This window comes from Ensifer sp. Root127, from assembly GCF_001425225.1.
Classification (GTDB): Bacteria; Pseudomonadota; Alphaproteobacteria; order Rhizobiales; family Rhizobiaceae; genus Ensifer; species Ensifer canadensis.
Genome location: NZ_LMDX01000010.1, coordinates 63,703 through 81,048, shown reverse-complemented (window position 1 = coordinate 81,048; position 17,346 = coordinate 63,703). Strand labels below are relative to the sequence as shown.

Genomic DNA, 17,346 nt, shown 5'->3' with positions numbered 1-17,346 from the left:
CGTGCCGTCGTCATGTCAACTTATGGCGTCGAGGTTATCCGCTCCGGTCCCACGATCTTGACAACGCTTTCGCTGAAACGTCTGCCTGCCTCTGCTGGGCTGGCACCACCCGAGACGACCTGCTCGGTTGCCAGCTGGGCGGCGGAGCTGACCTTGCTATAGGCGGGACTCAATGGCCGAACCGTCGTAACGTCGAGAAGCGCCTTCATTTGCGCCGCAATCACCGGATCCGGGATTGCGATATCGCGACGTACCGAAATACTTGGCTCGAGCTTTTCGTAGGCATCGATCATCGGCTTACTGTTCATAAAGGCGAACAGTTTCCAGGCGGCATCGGCCGACTTCGTATTCGGGTTGATGAGATAGCCATTGCCACCCGACACCGAAACAAAATCCTGTCCCTTGATCCCTTTCCCAGGCGCCTCAGCCGGCATCTTCGCCCAGCCGACGACTTCGTCCCGATTTGCAATGCCAAATTCAGCACCGGGGACAATTACGCTACTGTAGAACCAGTTGCCTTCCACCAGCATGGCGATTTTGCCATCGCGAAATTTACCGAAGCTCTTTTCACGACCACCGGGACTGAGCTGAAGCCGAGCGTCTCCCAGTTTTTCGTCAACATAGACTTTTTTGTAAAAGTCGAGAACGCCGACAACACCTGGGTTGTCAGCAAGCCATTTGTTGCCGTCTGCATTAACGAACGGGGCATTGGCACCGAGGGCAAGCATGGTCCAGCCCTGCATCGTCGTGGCTTCGCCCATGGCGGTGCCCGCGTCAATCTGAAGCGGCGTAGTCTGGGCATCTGCTGCTTTGAGCTTCCGAGCTGTATCAAGAATGTCCTGCCAGCTCGTTGGCTGCCATGGGACTGGAATTCCGGCCTTGGCGAACACGTCCTTGCGGTAATAGATCACGCGGGTATCGGTCGTGGTAGCAAGGCCATAGCGCTGCCCCTTGTAACTCATCAGAGCTTGAAGACCTTCAGGCACTTGAGTCCAAGCATCCCAGCTGTCGACCCTATCTCCCGCGATCGCCTTTAGCGGCTTCAATAGTCCAGCTTCGACGAAATCTGGTATCCAAAAACCATCGAAGAAAAGGATATCGGAGCCGCCACCGACTTTGAGATCAAGCGCATGCTGTTGTTTTAGAGCTTCATCGCTGCCGCCGAACTCGACAAGCGTCACAACCACGTCACGACCGGCCGTCTTTTCCTGCGTTTCGAACGCGGGGAAAACGGAGTTCTTTAGCCAGTTTGCCATGCTGCTGCTGACGCCTCCGCTGACGCAGCGGCAGGTAATTGAGAGTTCAACCGGATCGGCCAGGGCACTTCCAAAAGTCGACAATCCGATGGCTGCGGCAAGCCCAATAGCAGCGCTGGTTTTTACTGCGAACTTCAAGTATTTCGTCATCGTTTCCTCCTCCTAGTTTTTGCTTCCTCGTCCCAAAATCAGTCGTCGCTCACGTGCTCGAACGAATTTTGAGCTCGTGATTGATCCAAGTGACGGGCTCCAACGGCCTGCACTCGATCAAATCCATCAACACCGTGACGGCGGCCGCTCCGAGCTGTTCGGGATGCAGCGCGACACTTGTTACCGGCGGATTGAAATATTGAGCGATGTCGTCGGCGGTGCTCGCGAGCGCGACATCTGTCGGCACCGCGCAGCCGCGGCGTTGAAGTTCATGCAGCGCACCGAGAGCGAGCATGTCGTCACCGGTGACAATGGCGTCAATCGAAATGCCGGAATTGAGCGCCTCGGCAAGAGCCATTTCGGCTCCGGAGGTCGAGGGCTGCGTGTCGATCCAACGCAGTTTTTCTTCATAAATCTGCTGCAAGCCGATGAAGCGGTCTTCAGCATAAGTGAGGTGGCGTGGGGCGAGAAACACTGGAGCGCGGCGCCCCCGCGCAACTAGATGCTCGGCCACTTCCCGGCCAAGCCGAACGTTGTCGGTATCAATGCGAACCAAAGAACTCTCGGCAACGGGCGGGCGGCCGACAACCACATGCGGAACATTTTCTTCGCGAAGGATTGCGTAGATATCTCGGTGCCCGGGACTGAAGAACACAAAGCCGTCAGCGGCGCGTTCTTTAGCGAGACGCTCAACGCGCTCGACCAGGGCCGCCTCTGTCGAGATTACGTTCATGCCAAGGCGGTAACCCCGCGCCTCAGCCGCCGCATCGGCGCCAACCAAGATACCACTGGTGAAACCACTCAAGTTCTGACCACCGGCGGGGATGACAAGGTCAAGCTTGCGACTCCTCCCCTCCGACATCGACCGGGCGGTATAGGAGCGCACGTATCCAATACGCGCTGCCGCTTCGAGGACAAGGCTGCGGGTTTCCGGCCTGACGCTAGACCGCCCATTGAGTGCCGCCGAAACAGTTCCGATCGACAAATTGAGCTCCTTGGCCAACTCTTTAATTGTTGTGTTTCGCCGCTGCATCCGCAAACCTATCAATCTGTTCAGGTTGAACCGGTTCAGATTTGAATTGAACCGGTTCAAATCTGCTGGCTTGAGGTATATTAGAATATCGAACATGGCAAGTGAAAAATTGTCTCTGCCCTGGAGTGCACGCCTGAGGGCGGACAGATATGGCTGCGCGATCGACTACCGGAAGACAGGATGATCCTGCTGAGACAGGGCAGCCGCCGGCCTGGGACCAGAAGCCCGGTTAGGGAGATAATTGAAAACCTGGAAACGCGCGATAATGCCCGAAAGACGCCTTCAGCGGCACATACGGCCGCCCTGCCCGTCCCGCTGGCAAAGGCCGATAGGATCCGCGCTGCTCTGTTCAATCGGAACCACCTGCCGCGCTAAATCAGGAGAGCGGCATTTTCGGTTCGGGTGGCAGCGCCGTTCACCTGCAAAATGTCTTGGTCACCGCGCATATCATGCGGACGAAGCCAGTCGGCTTCGAGGTGCCGGCAAAAATGAGCGTACCAGGCGCCGGCAGCAGCGCTGCCAGAGCCCGTTCGCGCGCGGTTTGACCGGTTAAAAGCCTCGTCTCGGAGGATCAGCATCGCGACGGCTAACGGCCGGGATCCGGGAAGCCTAGGCCCGGCAAGCCGCTCCGTTTGATTGAGGGTCGCACAGGGAGCGACCATTGGTACCTCGTCCCCTCACTTCCCCGCCCTGACCAGCGACCGAGCAATGTCGATGATGTCGTCACGGGCCGCCGTCGGATCGTCCTTGGACCAGGCGACCCCAAGCCCGATCCGGAAGTCGACGCCCCTCACCTTCCTCAGCTCGAAATTGCGGTTGGGAAGATCCAGCGTCCATTCCGGCGCAAAGCCGATGCCAAGACCGGCCGACACCAGTGACACCAGCGAGAAGGTGTCGTCGCAGCTGTAGGCAACGCTCTTCGACAGATCGTGCTCCTCGAATTTTTCCGTGAAGTAGCGCTCGGTATAACTAAGGTTCTGGCGCGAGAACGAGATGATCTTCCCCCTTCAGGTCCTCGATGCCGATCTCGCTTCGGGCAAGCAGTGTGCTGTTCTTTTCCACCGCCAGCAGATAGCTGCTTCTGTAATGGGCCTTTGTTCGTCAAGTCCCAGTGGGTCGTATCGTTAACTACCGCACAGTCGTTGACCCTGTTGCAGACCGAGGCGTGAAAAACTCGCCAACTCAAAGGACCTAACGCCCGAGTTGCAAAAAATCCTGTCCAAGAAAATGAGTGATTTCGCGCGCTTCGATATCCATGTTGATGAGGTGCTCATTGGCAAAGCTCCAAAGACGCTGCCTGTCACCTGGGACAACTCTACCTTTGGTGAACCCGAGGAGATGCTTACCGGACCTTTTCTGATCGGCCTGCGCAAGGCAACTTCTCAACTCCCGCCGTTGCGGGGCCCAAGCGCCACGGTTTTCCCCAATCCAGATCCCACCGCAATGACAGTCCTCCAGGCCCCCTGCTCGAACGCATTCATAATCGAAGTTGGAACGAATGAGGCAAACGCGATTCGCGGCATTTTGGACGCTCGTTAAAATGGGTTCGCGGCGCAGCGGTCCTCCTCTCTTGCGAGAGGTTGGAGAACCAAATGCGGCTCGATCTCACGATTTCAGTTGATACATTATGCGATCTTCGAGGCCCAAAAAGTGAACGTTCCGGCAACAGGCCGTCCAGGGCTCATGGGAGCACGATCGGTCCGCCCTAAGGCGCGTCCACGCTTAGACTAGGTCTGCGAACGGCAGCATTGCGCCGCCAAGTCGGACAGTTGGGCAAACTGTGTCTTCGCCTAGAACGGGCGTAGGAAGCTCCAATCAGTACCCTTATCGCTGTCATGCAAGTGGCCGGAGGCCGCACTGTCGTCCTCTGCATCAAGGCGCACTAGGCCGAACAATGGCCCGCCGCGCTGCAAAGCGAAACCGCACACGAGACGACCGTGTGCAGGTGACTACCTCCGACATCCGACCTGACGAGGAAACCGCCTGTGGGAATGACGGCCACATGTGGCTCGAACTCGGCCCGGAAGCCTTTCGATTTCTCGGAACTGACCTAAACATCAGAGCCACGGAGCATGGGATTGGGACATCGTCTGTGTGAAGAACAGCGTGTTCTTCACATCCTCATGCCTCTTCTTAATGGCGCTATTCAGGTCGGTTGCGTTGGCGTTCCAATGACGTTGCAGGAACTCCGGGCGACCGTCCAGGTCGTTCCCTTTCAACCAATAGACGGACCGACGATCGGCGCAAGATAACAGCAACTCGTACGCGGCGTAGGCATCGGCGGGGTCTTCTGCATTGAGATAAGCGTGATACCAATGCCGTGCCCACCGGTTATGGTCATATTGTTTGCGACTTTCCCCATACACATGGGCCAGCCACCCGCGCTCGGGCTTTCTCTTCGAAAAATCTTTCCAAACCGCGTCAAATTCCGGACTGACGTCTGCAAACCCCAGCAAGGTGTAGGCCCGGGCCATGTCTGCGGCTCGCCCTGTTGCCTCGCCGTCACGAATGACCCGTTCAAGCCACGTTGCATGGCCGAACTTCAGCGCGCTTCGCGCCGTAGCCGCCAAATCCTGATCCGTAGTTGCGGATGTGATGACACCCATCCGGACAGCATTCCATGTGTTGCCCGCGGGTGACCTCATCGGAATCTGCGACAGCTCTGGATTTTTGAACACGCCACTCGCCATCGCATTCATGACCTTGGCCCAAAATCGCTCTGCGAGCGGATCGCCGGCCTCGAAGAGAGCTTGGCAAAGCCAAATCAAAGGGAACTCACCCACGAAAAATGCGTGGTTAGGAATCTCCGGGGTCCGGTCAAGCCAATCTGCCAGCCAAGGGGAAAATGTGCTTCCACTACGCGACACCAGCGTCCGCATGGGTTCACCGTGCAATACCCAATGGTCCGCAATTGGTCCTGGTTTGACGACCGTGATCCCTTCAAGTGCGGCCCGAACGTATTGTTCGTATCCGGCCAAACCCGCCGGATCGTCCGGATTGCGCAAGAGTTGCAGGGCTACGACTTCCGGGTCCGCCCGATCCAGCAGTTCAGGGCGGCGCAATATCCCGCTGGCCGTGAGCAAAGCGCCAGAGCCGTAGGCCCGGTCGGCTCGGCTTAACTCACTTCGCGAAGCCCATCCGCTCGCGGCGACGGCCTCACATACCGCTCGATTTTCATTCTCGGACGCCAGTTCCCACGCAAGCTGCCTGACATCAGCGTCTTCATCCGTGAGAAGCGGAGCGAGCCTATCCAAGCGTTTCAGCGTCTCTCGATAAGCCCGCTTGCTGAGGTAGTAGAGGTCAATCAGTTTGCCCTGTCGCGTCTCCTTCTTGAGGAATTGCGAAAGATGGCGATGGAGGACTGCCTGATCGGCACGCGGCAATGCCTTGTCGAGCAAGGCGAGTTCATTGGCGTCAAGACATTTATCGTGGATGACCGTCAGTTGCTCCTCCGTCGGGGCGTCCCAAAGTAAAATTTCAAGCCGCCGGGCGCGCCACCAGACCAACTCCTTGTCGTCCTTGATCACGTCGCTCGCAACAACCTGGTCGATTGCATGGGCGAGTTTCTGGCGACCGTCAGCAGGGATCAATATGAGAACCCTACGGAGTGCGTTCAGAAGACCCCATAGCTGTTCGGCAGTTCGGCCATCCGCACTGTTCGCCGCCGCTGCTGCTACTGTCTTGAAGGCTTGACGATCAATCCGAGCCAGACGAGTCTTGTTGCGTGCAAAACAGAGGTCGGCATCACCGATTTGGCGGTGGTGCATCCAGAGCTGCGCCCCATCGACCATCTCGACCTGCTTGATTTCCGGAGGCGGTGATGAGGGATCGCAGGGATCAACCCAATGCTCGTGCTCCTGGGGCAGCGTCGGTTCTGACACTTCCAGGATATCGAGCTTTGCCTGGGCGGCAGGATCTCCGGCCGCTTCCAGCAGATACTTCGCGGCAGTTACTGCGACATGGTCGCCTACCGCGATCAGGCCGTCGATCAATTCATCCAGGACGGGACGAAAAGCGTCTTGATCTTCGTCGTTCAGCCTGAGAACCCAGCCGACCTCGTCAATGTGGCGAGGGACGCCCATAATAGCACGGCCCAGGCTCCAAGCGGCAAACGCCCGGGCAAACGGCCGTCGCGGCAGAAACGACAGGATCCCAAGTACCCGACGACTGAACCAACTGACGTCGCCATCCAGGCGCGGCTCTATGGGCGGCAATTCGGGCCGGGTGATCGCTTGCCATTTTTCGAGATTGGCCCTCGTCCGGGCCCGATTGTCTTTGGAACGCTGGGACTCGGGATTGACTTGCCCAAGAAAGCGTCCCTGATCCGGATCGGCCCAAATCCACCCAAGCCATCTTTCAGCCCGCTGCACCAAGTGATGGGCAACCTCGGGGAACCGATAGGCCTGTGCCATTCCCTTGATCAGAATCTCGTCCGTAAGGACGCCCGTGCCCCCGCGAGCCAACCACGTCTCTTCGGCGTTCTCGCAAATGAGATCGACATCTAGGCCGATCAGCCGCCAGTAAGCGTCAAAATCTGGCTGGTGAAAGTTTTGTTCGGCGAGCCAGCGTTTGAGGATGGCGCGCCTCGCCCCGCGTCCAACCTGCGGATCGAGTAGCGCAACCGTCGTGGCGGCGCGCAAGATTGCAACGCCAAGCTCTGCCCCTTGAACGGGTCAAGGAACTCGGCCACCGTGGTGCCAGTCTGCGCGTCCTCGGGAATGCCCTTCAATTCGTTCGCCAAGGTTAATCCTAGGACGAAAGGCGTCAATTTGGGGTTGACGCGAAACTGGTGCGGTTTCGACCCCACCTCCAGCCAACGTCCGGCAACGATTTCGCCCAGTGTCTCCGAAAGATCAGCTCGATCCCGCCCGCTGTCGCGTCCCAAGCGCTCCAGAAGGTCTTTTCGCGTGAAGAAAGAACCGTCGACGGAGCTTTTTAGGGCTTCTCCCAATTCCCCGACGAACGAGAGGAACTCGTCGTCGCCGATGGCAAGGGCCGCGCCGCGCCGCGACACCCGGTGCTTCCAGTCTTCATATGCGAGGCGCTCAGGCGTTACATCGCCGCTCGCGGCGAGTGCCTGATGCCGTGCAATGGCCAGCCGCGAAAGCCGCGGGACCTTCATCAGCGTCAACATAGGTTCTGCAAAACGCTCACGGGATAGGCCATTAGCAGCTAACACAAGATCAAGCTCGGGGTCGCTGAACGATCCGACCGGTACTTCCAGGGGCTCGGGGGTTAGCGGTGCCAGCTTTCGAAGATTGGCCCAGTGATCAGGCCAACAGGTCATCAAGACGACGACGCGGCGATCCCAACGCTCGTCATAGAGGGGTTGTAGGAACTCCGCCCAATCGGTCTTGGTCCAATTCTGGTTCAGCCCGTCGATCACGAGAATGAATTGCGGTCCGTCGGCCACCGCTTTCCGCCATTGCCCGACCCGTCGCCGCCAAAAGTCTACATCCCGGATGTCCAGTCGTGCCGTCAGTAGACGAACCATCATTTCCTCGGCCGTTTCATCGCGGACATCTTTGGCCGAAACAAAAATGGTCAACGGAAGGCTTCCACTTCCCGAGCTCCTTTCGACCCACCACGACAGAAAGGACCATGTCTTTCCCATGCCCTCATCGCCGACGAGGGCGCCAGGCGTGCGATTCTCGAACCATTTGTCCAGTTGGTCACTTAGACTCTTCCTCGGAACTCGCTTGTCCGCTTCAGCAAGGACATTGTGACCCCGGCCACCCAACCGGGAACCCGCGCTTTACTCGCTTGCCAAGCCACCTTGTATCCATGTGCGCATAGCTGCCACTGCTGCGGCGTATCCTATGTCCGGTACAATGAGGCGTTTACGTAGCCGTGCTCGCCCTTCTACGAAGGCGGGATGTGACTGTACCGCCAAGACTACGTCAGTCAGTTTGGCCACATGACCGAGATGGTGGTTAAGGGCCACTGGCGCAATGATGCAGATGACGGCTAGGTCAGGGATGGTCGCTCCTGATGGCCAATCGAGAACCATGGTCGAAAGCCCCTGAGATCGTCCCGTCTTCTCCAGCGCCTCCTGGTCGGTCGCCGAGATTTCCCTTGTTGCCGCCAATATCCACAAGTCCACAGGGTCGTCCTGAGACGCGGCATCAAGAACCTTAGCGCGCAATTCATCCAGCCCGAGCCGCGTGTTCTCGCCATACCGCTTTCCTTCGAGCCCGATCTTGAAGGTATTGGTGTTGACGGCCCGTACATCAGAGCCCCCTTGGGGGCCCGACTTGGCAAGGCGGAATGACTGGCCCGTAATCTCGGTCAGCACATCCCGCATCAACCCCTCAAAGCCTTCAGGCCCGGCGGCATCGAGTTGCCGGAGCGAGTCGGCCAGAATTTGTTTAGCCTCGTCAAACGTGAACATCGTCATGGATGCGCTCATTACAAGATCAGGGTGATGCAAACGCGAAGCGCGCAAGTCCCCCTACTGTTTGAAACAATTCTCGCGATGCCAGCGCAGGAAATGTGGATGCGGCCTCTCAAATGCCCGCGTCGGCACGATCGCCCGCCCGGTCTTGTTGATCAGTCCTAGAATGCTGTCTGGGTCGTTGGCATGCCTCGAGACTAGGATGTCGAGGTCATCGGAAAGGCTGATCAGGCCGCGATCGAACATCCAGTGCGCCGTGCCGGACAGAGCGATACCATTGGTCAGGATATCGGGCCCTTTCGCCTCAACCGGCCGTATGTGCGCTGCATCGACTTCGGCGCGTCCACCGCTGTTGATGAGCTTCAAGCCAGTGATTGCACAGCGCTTGTCGTAGGCCTGAACGACGAGGCGGCGGAACAACCGGTCACGAACAATCCGTGACGAGAGCTGTGTGACGCGGTTGCGCTCTTGCTCGAATACGAAGGGCGTTTGAACGCCTTCCCCCAGTCCTCCACCCGAGACCCTGGTGTCCAATTCCCCGGTCCGCGGCAACTCTGGCTCTTGCTCGTCAAGACCAATGCCTACGATACGGTTGAAGTCGGCGTTCGAAATAGGCCTTACCGCAGACTGTGCCCTGCCAGATATCTTGCCCTCTTCGTTTAGAACGCCGCGTTCGACCACACCTTCTGTTCCGCTGAAAGGAACCGGATTGATGAAGTCGAGATAGCTGCCCGGTTCGATGAGCGCGAGATACATGCCCGGCGCCTTTGGATCTGGGATGACCTCGGCCACCTTGGCGACAGCGAAATAGCCTCGCGTCGCCGCAACCTTGCGCGGCTCGTAGTAGACAATCCAATCGCCAAGGCAGGCCCGCACCCGTCCAAGATATTGGCTTGGAAACTGGTACTGTTCAGCCGGGCTGTCGTCGTAGATCGAATCTGAGCGATGAATGAAAACCCCGAATCCCATGACAGACGCTTAGCACAGCCTGAGCGTTTGCCGATACGATTTCACACGCATCTCTGTGTCGAATTTAGAGTTCGTTTACCACATGGCCTTAGCAGGCCACGCCCCGGCACCCGTGCCGATCAGCGATACGAATTCTGGATCTCATGAAAACCCAATCTGCTTCATCCCTTCATTTTCAGCGTAAGATTTTCGACTTCTGCGATGTCCGCGTCGCGCCACTTGTTTCCGGGCGGACCCTGGAGAACATCAAGCCCTATCTCTCTAGCTTGATCCTTTACCGCAAGTATCCGCCGACGCGGATGGGCCGTATCGACTGGCGATCCGTTTCTGACGCCTGCGGGTTGGAAGACGAGATGCCCCCCGCCCTCAAAAAGGGCCTGCAATCCGGGCTCGAAGCGATCATCCGCTGGATCGACCAGGAGCGACCGGTCGAGCACGACCGGCCCACGCCGACACCGCCGATCGAAAGGCCGCGCCGCGCGACCCGCGAACCTATCGTGAATGCGAGATCTTCGAGCGCACCACGACCAACACCGTCGACGCAGCCGAGGGCAAAGCCCGGGGTCCCACCGCGGGCGGTCGAGGAACACCCGGCGCCTCTCTTCGACTGGACTGAAAATCCGTCAGATTTCCAAGAAGCGCTGAACTACCACATGCGCCGACACGGTGACACGTACTGGCATCTTCACCGGGCAGTCGCCGGTGACCACCCGACCTTCGACAACAAGACGCTGCTCAGTTGGACGAACGGCACGCGCGTCCCAAGATCGACAGACAGCTTAGAGATCCTCACCCTCATTGAGCGACGGTATCGGCTCCCTGGCGGATACTTCAAAGAGCGGTTGCCACATCAATCGCGCTCCGCATCCGGACATGAGTTCGACAGTGACGTTAGCCCTGCAGAACGGCGGCGGCTTGCCTGGCACCTGCCCGATGACTTCAACAGTTTGCCCTTCAGCAAGCGCGAAGAAATCATCGCTTGGGTACGCCGCGTAATCATTTCCGGCACCACCGACTATCGACGCTTCCAGGCAGCCGCGATCCGGCAGCGATACGCCATTCGCTTTCCTGGCATCTCTTATGGAAGCTCGCTTTCGCCGCGGCTTGCATCGAACGATATGGAGTGGACTGGAGGATCCGATCATGCGGCGATTGAAGATCCGGACCTGCTTGCTGGCGTTGTCGATGCCCCTCCCCGGCTCGCGATGGAGATGGCAAACCTCGTACGCTTCAAGACGGCGACCCTGACGACGCTCGGGTTCCAGCGTAACGGTGTCTGGGGAGAGGAGACGGCTGCACAGAAGATTGAGCATCTGGGCCTCATGTTCGGCGCACTGGCAGCTTCACCAAAGAGCGCTGTCAAAGGCTATGGTGTGCCGCTCAGCCAGCTGACCTTTGGTCTGCTTGTCTTCCCCGGGATCTGGGATTGGTATCTGCAGTGGCGAGAAAGGCGCCGTGGCTTCTACACCAAATGGGAAGAAGACATGCTGAGCGTGCTTCTTGGCATGGTTCGGCCCGAAACGGGTTGGATGTGGCAGCATCCGGAACTCGTCCAGAACACCAAACCAATCCCCGGCCTGGTGACATCTGCAGAGATAGCTGCCGCTGAAAAGGACTGGCATGCGTCGTGTGACATCGTCTTCAAGCATGCGTCGCAACGCTCGAGGGAGATTCAGCGTGTCGCGCGTGTACACCGCGACCCCTTCGAGCCGATCATGGCCGTGCTCGAGGCTGACAGTCCGCTCGCCGAGTATCGCAAGATCACCGACGAAATCATCAGGCGAATGCCGGACAAGGATCGCTATCCGCGGCCAGCGGCGGAATCCGTTCGATCCTTCCTTATGCTGCGCCTTGGCCTCCATCTCGGTCTTCGCCAGAAGAACCTGAGGCAATTGCTTGTTTGCCCGCGAGGACGTTTCCCGACATCGGAGCGTCGTCTTGAAGACATGAAGCGTGGTGAGATCCGTTGGAGTGACCGCGATGGCGGTTGGGAAGTCCTTATCCCCTCCAACGCCTTCAAGAACGCAAACTCATCATTCTTCGGTTCGAAGCCGTTCCGTCTCGTGCTTCCGAACCTGCAGGACCTCTATCCCCATCTGAACGCCTATATCGAGCGTCATCGTGCCGTATTGCTCGCCGGCGCCGAAGATCCGGGCACCCTGTTCGTGAAGACAGTCAAAACCAAGACCAAAGATGCGTCTTACGACCAGACGACATTCTACGAGGCTTGGCGGACGGCGATTCAACGCTATGGCATTTACAATCCATATACCGGTCGCGGCGCCATCAAGGGCTTGCTTCCGCATGGTCCCCATAACGTCCGAGATGTCCTTGCGACGCATACCCTCAAGCAAACCGGATCCTACGAGCAGGCAAGCTACGCCATCCAGGACACGCCGGAGATGGTTGCCAACCATTACGGCCGCTTCTTGCCGCAGGACAAAGCGGCGCTTGCGGCCAGGATTTTGAATCAGGTATGGGAAGCAGCGTAGTCTCCGCAATCTTTCCCGACAACTTGATAGGTGTAGCACCCAGTGCTATATAAAGCGATGTCAGAACGGACTTTCAAAACGGCGTGGTTTTCCAAGGCAGCGAAGAAAGCGCGGATCTTCGACGAAGCCCTTTGCAAGGCGATTGAGCAAGTCGCACGCCGACAGGCAGACGATCTCGGTGGCGGCGTGTTCAAGAAGCGGCTCAACGATAACATGCACCGTTCGATCGTTCTGGCAAAAGCCGGTGAATATTGGGTGTTCGCCTATCTGTTCGCGAAGAAGGACCGCGCAAACATCGATGACGACGAGCTCATGGCTTTCCGGAAGCTCGCTGAACTCTATCGGCGCAAGACACAGGCCGAGCTTGATGCCGAAATCGGGACCGCGCCCTATTGGAGATTTGCAATGTCGACTAAGCGCAAGTTCAAGAGCGATGCCTTTGAGGCGATCCATAGCGCCGTCGAAGATATGTATGCGGCAGGCAGCATCGACAAGGAAACCATGAAAACCTTCGACGAGACTTGCCTGTCCGTCCCGCAGGAGCTGACGCCGGGTGAAATCAAGGCGCTGCGCGAGAACAACCATGTCAGCCAGCCAGTCTTCGCGCGCTACCTGAACACCAGCGAGTCGACCGTACAAAAGTGGGAAACCGGTGCTAAGAGGCCGAGCGGGCCCGCACTGAAGTTGCTCTCGATCGTGCAAAAGCATGGTCTCGATATGCTGTCTTAGAAGGACGCTGCCACCTTCGACCCCAAGCGGGCATCAGTGGTGCAGAGACGACAGATTTGCGACTTGATTGCGGTCATTCGGGCCGCTTCGAAGAATTCCTCAAGCTTCCTCGTCAGACTTGATGGCTTTACGGTGACTTGGTCCCAAGCCTCCGCCGCACCACGTCGATTACTCGTTCGCCGACAAGCCCCAGGTAAACAAGGGGGATCTCGTTAATTGCGTCTCGTCACGCGCCAGAAAATCCGCGCGCGTATTCGGCCTTGACACTCAACTACAGCGCGATTACGGGCTTTGCAGTAAGACGATGCAAAAAGCGTCGCCCAGACGGAATATGGCCGTGGCAAAAGCAACGTTAGACACCAAAAAACTGACCCCCTTTCTTGCGCCGGCCTTGTTGGACAGCTCCGACAAATCCGCCGACGCGGTCCTGCGTGATAGGCTCGGAAAGGCGGCGAGGGCGAAGATTAAAGGGTCTGACGGCGTCGCTCGTCGTGTGATCAGCGACGGCGATGATCAGGTGCGCGACTTCTATCTTCGGACTATTATCTATGAAGAAGTGCGTTCGCCGGCATGGGCCCCGGCGAATACTCTAACTGATAAAACTCATCAATTCATCATCATCGCCGTTCAAGGCGCGCGGGCGGCCTTGAATGCTTCGGACGGCGCGATGCGTGACCGCATTTTGAAGGGCTTGAAACTCGCCCGGCCCGTACCGCGCGCTATCATCGAATCCTTTGTCGGCGACGAGGCGTCGGTCCTGCATCTTAGCGGCGTCCACACCCCAACCGCGGTCAAGCCTAACAGCAAGTCACTGACCGGATCGGCTCTGGAACATGCCCTAGATCCCCTCGGCGACCAGACCTTCGTCCTCTCGGCTGTAAGGAGTCGGCCGAGCGTACCGGGGCTAACGGACGCCAAAAATCGCCCGGTCTCGATTGGCGCCGCTCCCAGCAGCGGACGAATCTGGATTGGACGCCAGAAGTCTCTAGACGAGTTCGTGGAAACGATGGAGCGCGTCTTCCTCCACGCGCAAACGGCACCAGCCTCGCCGCGCTTTGCAATGCTGGCTCAGCAGATCACCGATGTATCGGCTGTACAGGACGCCTACGAGATCAGCGTGACACCCAAGGATCTTCTCTCTGAAGACGTAGTCGACCCGGCCGACTACGCCTTCGCTCGTAAATGGGCCTATGACGCGACCTTCGAAGTAATTCCCCCTGCCAAAGGAGCGGCATCGGGGCTTTCGTTCACGGTCGAATGCACCCTTCTGGGCGTGGCTCTGGGGCAGGCGGACATCGCGGTGACCTTTACCGACGGCGTTGTGGGGCTGGCATTGACCTGGAAGAACCCCGCGGCGTCCAGCACGGTAGACCACCAAGAGTGCCGACGAGCGCTGACCGATGTGGACATGGTCAAGATCCACTACGAAAGCGGTCACGCGATTGCGCAGGGTCGTTGCTATTCTAGCCAGTACACGGATCAGCCGTTTGATTGGACATTCCAGTCTTTCCAAGGCTTCGATGTGGAGAAGGAGAAGCCGGCCCTCGTTAAAGGGCAGTCGCTGGCGAGCGCGATCGGCGTGAACGGGGACAACTCGCTGTTCGCATTCGTCTTGGAAAAAGTGTTCGTTGACGCCGCTGGACGGCCGGCAGGTTGGCTCGCGTGCGACGATGGATCGATGGAACTGGCCGACTTTATCCACCTTGATCCCACGAAGAAGGTCGTCACACTGGTTCATGTGAAGGCCTCCGGCAGCGCAAAGGTCAATCGCCAGGCCTCGGTCTCTGATTTCGAGATTGTAGTTTCGCAGGCCGTCAAAAACCTGCGCCACCTCGAGCGCCGCCCCTTGGGGACGGAGTTGACCAAGGGTAAGGGCAAGAAGATCGGCTCGGCGGTTTGGAAGGATGGCGTCCGGCAGAAGAACCGCGACGACTTCATCAAGGCCATCGAGCAGCTTCCTGATCGTTACAAGAAAGTCGCTATGGTAGTTCAGCCTCGACTGACGCAGTCCGAAGTCACAGCCTGTGAAGCCCTCACGAACGGCAGTAACAGGCTGCTTCGGATGAAGCAGCTGAGCACCCTGCTCTTGGCATCTCGCCTCTCAGCCATGGCCTGTGGCGCCGAGTTGTACGCTGTGGTGGACATTTAGTTGGCAAAGTCACCATTACTAACCCGCTGAGACCCCAGCGGCCACTGCGCGTGCGCCGGAGAACTCTCTCGGGTGCTGAGCCGGTTCTATGCCGGAATCTCGAGCAAAAAGGCCGAGTTGTTGAAGGGACTCGAACTGCCGACCCTTTTGATATAAGAGCTATCTCTATGAAATTGTATAGGATATCGGCTTTGCCTGCAGGGAATATCTGATTTGAGGCCGTGAGCGGACTGGCTGTTTTGGCGCTAGGAACGAGATACACAAGTAATTCTTGCTGGTTCTTCAATATAATCGAAAAATTGATTCTTTCGGTAGCACCCTCAAATGACCCTCGACGGATTCCTAACCTTCCTTGGACTAGCCGCTGCTGTCTTCGCGATTATTCCGCCAGTTGCGAGGTTACGGATCCGCTTGCAGCTTGTTCCGCAAGCCATCTTGGCGGGCGCGGCATTAGTACTCGCCCTCTACTTCGAGTTTTTTCAGTTTGTCTCCCAGCCTTGCCTACCGGCTTTTCGGATGGTCTGCGACGGGCTCGTAATCCAGCCCGGCGCCGCCTTTACACCCGCGATGGCCGCGTTTCTCGTTGTTTTGGTCTGGATGTTACTCGCCTGCTTGGTGGCGATATGCCTTCCACCAAGCCAGCGATCGATCCGCGCAATGGCAGATCTCGTCGAGCAGTTGTTTCATCAGCAGCGCTATGGTGAGGCGGTGGACTTCGTCCTTCCGCATCTGGGCTTCTTGGAGCGCGCCCAAAACCGCAAGCTCTGGAATCAAAAATCGAAAGACTGGCTCACCGGCAAGCGCATCCCCGATCTTGAGGAATGGCTAAGTAATCCCGAACGCGCGGAGAGGAAGCGAAGGTGGCTGAGGCCGTTTCGGGTATTATCGAGGGGCATTTCAGGGGGGGAACATGCGCAGGAGCACGCCGAGCGAATCTTGAATTCCCTCTACCTGAGCCGGCAATTCATGGACTACGCTGCCCTTCAGCGGCCTAGTGTTACAGCGGTGCTCCTGACGCTCGATGCCCATCAGCGTTTTGACTTCTCCAATCGACTTTTGGCCAGCCTGGCTTCGTCGCCAGGAAGCCGCCTGTATGAGGAAGTTGAACGAAACGCCAAATATGAAGGCCTCGGCGACAATCTCGTGGTCGGCCACAATTTCATCCTGCGAGCGTATTTCTTGGACGCAAGCGTGGCCGAGACCCTTGCGGCCTGGAAGCCCATCGGCGATTTCGTGATCGATTATATTAGGAGTGATGACGCCGTCGTTCGAGCAAAGCTCAACGGAAAAAGCGATGGTTTCGACCAACGAAGGTGGCGAGATCCGGTTGCTTTTGCCATTGCCTATTTCGACTTGATGATCCGTTCGGCGTTCAGTCAGGACATCAAGGATCACATGTGGCTGGCCTACCTGGATCACTTCGTGGACGAGCTCGTCGAAATCTTCGATGCCACCGGTCCTGAGACCGATCAGGGTGACGAATTCCCAACTTGGAATGCTCATCTGATCTATGAATGTATCGACACCTTGGGACACTGGGTTCAGTTTACTCGCAAGGCGCCGGCGGGATCGGTTCATCGTAGTTTTCCGGGAAGCCTCCACCAGGGATCGGCGGGCATTCCGGCGAATGCGGCACGCAGTCTTGGCACGTGCCTCTACCATGTCCTCCAATCCCACCGTGTCGGCGATACGTTTGCAATGTATTTGGTCGAATGCGTCTTGAGGGACATCAGGTATCTCGTCCAGCCTGGGGACGAGGAAGCTCGGAAGTTCCTCATCCGTTCAATTGTCACGGGCGGCGGCCGCGACAATGAACATGATTATGGGGCAAGGCTGGCACACCTACTGGGTGGCATCGATTATATCCTTCTGAATGATGTCCCGGATTTTCTCGCTGCAGCGAGGGTTGCCCACCCCCGAGCAGAATTTCCCGATTGATAGGCTTATGCCAATCTCGGCAATGCAGGAGACGATGTCGATGTAATTGTTGAGCCTTGCCGATTGCGACGCTTGCGGCCCAGACATTGTTGCATCTTTGTGGGGAGGTGCGCTTGCAGCCGCGAAAAGGACCGAGGACGAGATCGGAATCGAGAACCTCGGACCGTGGGCGATTTCGAATGGAGCATGATCAACGGAAAGCTCTCGGCTTTACGTTGGGTCACGGGTGATGAGTG

10 protein-coding genes and 2 pseudogenes are annotated in these 17,346 nt (G+C 57.8%); 6 read left to right on the top strand and 6 right to left on the bottom strand.

Annotated elements, in window-relative coordinates:
- Nucleotides 1-20: 20 nt before the first annotated feature.
- The 3 genes and pseudogenes from ASD03_RS12915 to ASD03_RS12895 form a co-directional block, all read right to left on the bottom strand.
- Complete coding sequence (locus tag ASD03_RS12915; protein WP_057214087.1) at nucleotides 21-1,406, bottom strand: extracellular solute-binding protein; 1,386 nt, start codon at nucleotides 1,404-1,406, stop codon at nucleotides 21-23.
- A gap of 49 nt (nucleotides 1,407-1,455) precedes the next feature.
- Nucleotides 1,456-2,535, bottom strand: a complete 1,080-nt coding sequence (locus ASD03_RS12910; RefSeq protein ID WP_082557314.1) for a LacI family DNA-binding transcriptional regulator — start codon at nucleotides 2,533-2,535, stop codon at nucleotides 1,456-1,458.
- A gap of 581 nt (nucleotides 2,536-3,116) precedes the next feature.
- Nucleotides 3,117-3,537 (bottom strand): annotated as a pseudogene (locus ASD03_RS12895) (LysR substrate-binding domain-containing protein); the annotation flags it as partial.
- Nucleotides 3,538-3,642: 105 nt separating this feature from the next.
- Here ASD03_RS12895 and ASD03_RS12890 point away from each other — a divergent pair.
- On the top strand, nucleotides 3,643-3,978 hold the full coding sequence (locus ASD03_RS12890) for a hypothetical protein (protein WP_156407963.1): 336 nt from the start codon (nucleotides 3,643-3,645) through the stop codon (nucleotides 3,976-3,978).
- Nucleotides 3,979-4,496: 518 nt separating this feature from the next.
- Here ASD03_RS12890 and ASD03_RS12885 read toward each other — a convergent pair.
- From ASD03_RS12885 to ASD03_RS12870, 3 genes are all read right to left on the bottom strand, one after another.
- Nucleotides 4,497-7,079, bottom strand: coding sequence for a hypothetical protein (locus ASD03_RS12885; protein WP_156407962.1), 2,583 nt, complete (start codon nucleotides 7,077-7,079; stop codon nucleotides 4,497-4,499).
- 1,115 nt (nucleotides 7,080-8,194) lie between these two features.
- Nucleotides 8,195-8,836 carry a hypothetical protein gene (locus ASD03_RS12875; RefSeq protein ID WP_057214066.1) on the bottom strand — a complete coding sequence of 214 codons (642 nt, stop codon included), beginning with the start codon at nucleotides 8,834-8,836 and terminating at the stop codon, nucleotides 8,195-8,197.
- A gap of 54 nt (nucleotides 8,837-8,890) precedes the next feature.
- On the bottom strand, nucleotides 8,891-9,802 hold the full coding sequence (locus tag ASD03_RS12870; RefSeq protein ID WP_057214063.1) for an HNH endonuclease: 912 nt from the start codon (nucleotides 9,800-9,802) through the stop codon (nucleotides 8,891-8,893).
- 143 nt (nucleotides 9,803-9,945) lie between these two features.
- Here ASD03_RS12870 and ASD03_RS12865 point away from each other — a divergent pair, with 143 nt between their 5' ends.
- The 5 genes and pseudogenes from ASD03_RS12865 to ASD03_RS12845 all read left to right on the top strand — a co-directional run bounded on the left by ASD03_RS12865 (nucleotide 9,946) and on the right by ASD03_RS12845 (nucleotide 17,110).
- Nucleotides 9,946-12,294: a hypothetical protein gene (locus ASD03_RS12865; protein ID WP_057214060.1), complete on the top strand. Its 2,349-nt coding sequence runs from the start codon at nucleotides 9,946-9,948 to the stop codon at nucleotides 12,292-12,294.
- Between the two features lie 57 nt (nucleotides 12,295-12,351).
- A pseudogene (locus ASD03_RS38920) lies at nucleotides 12,352-12,710 on the top strand (type II toxin-antitoxin system RelE/ParE family toxin).
- Nucleotides 12,700-13,023 carry a DNA-binding transcriptional regulator gene (locus ASD03_RS38915; RefSeq protein WP_057214057.1) on the top strand — a complete coding sequence of 108 codons (324 nt, stop codon included), beginning with the start codon at nucleotides 12,700-12,702 and terminating at the stop codon, nucleotides 13,021-13,023. The pseudogene ASD03_RS38920 and the gene ASD03_RS38915 overlap by 11 nt, the downstream one beginning before the upstream one ends.
- A 337-nt stretch (nucleotides 13,024-13,360) precedes the next feature.
- Nucleotides 13,361-15,172, top strand: coding sequence for a hypothetical protein (locus ASD03_RS12850; RefSeq protein WP_156407961.1), 1,812 nt, complete (start codon nucleotides 13,361-13,363; stop codon nucleotides 15,170-15,172).
- 324 nt (nucleotides 15,173-15,496) lie between these two features.
- A complete protein-coding gene (locus tag ASD03_RS12845) occupies nucleotides 15,497-17,110 on the top strand; it encodes a hypothetical protein (protein WP_057214051.1) in 1,614 nt (537 codons plus the stop codon).
- Nucleotides 17,111-17,346: the final 236 nt, after the last annotated feature.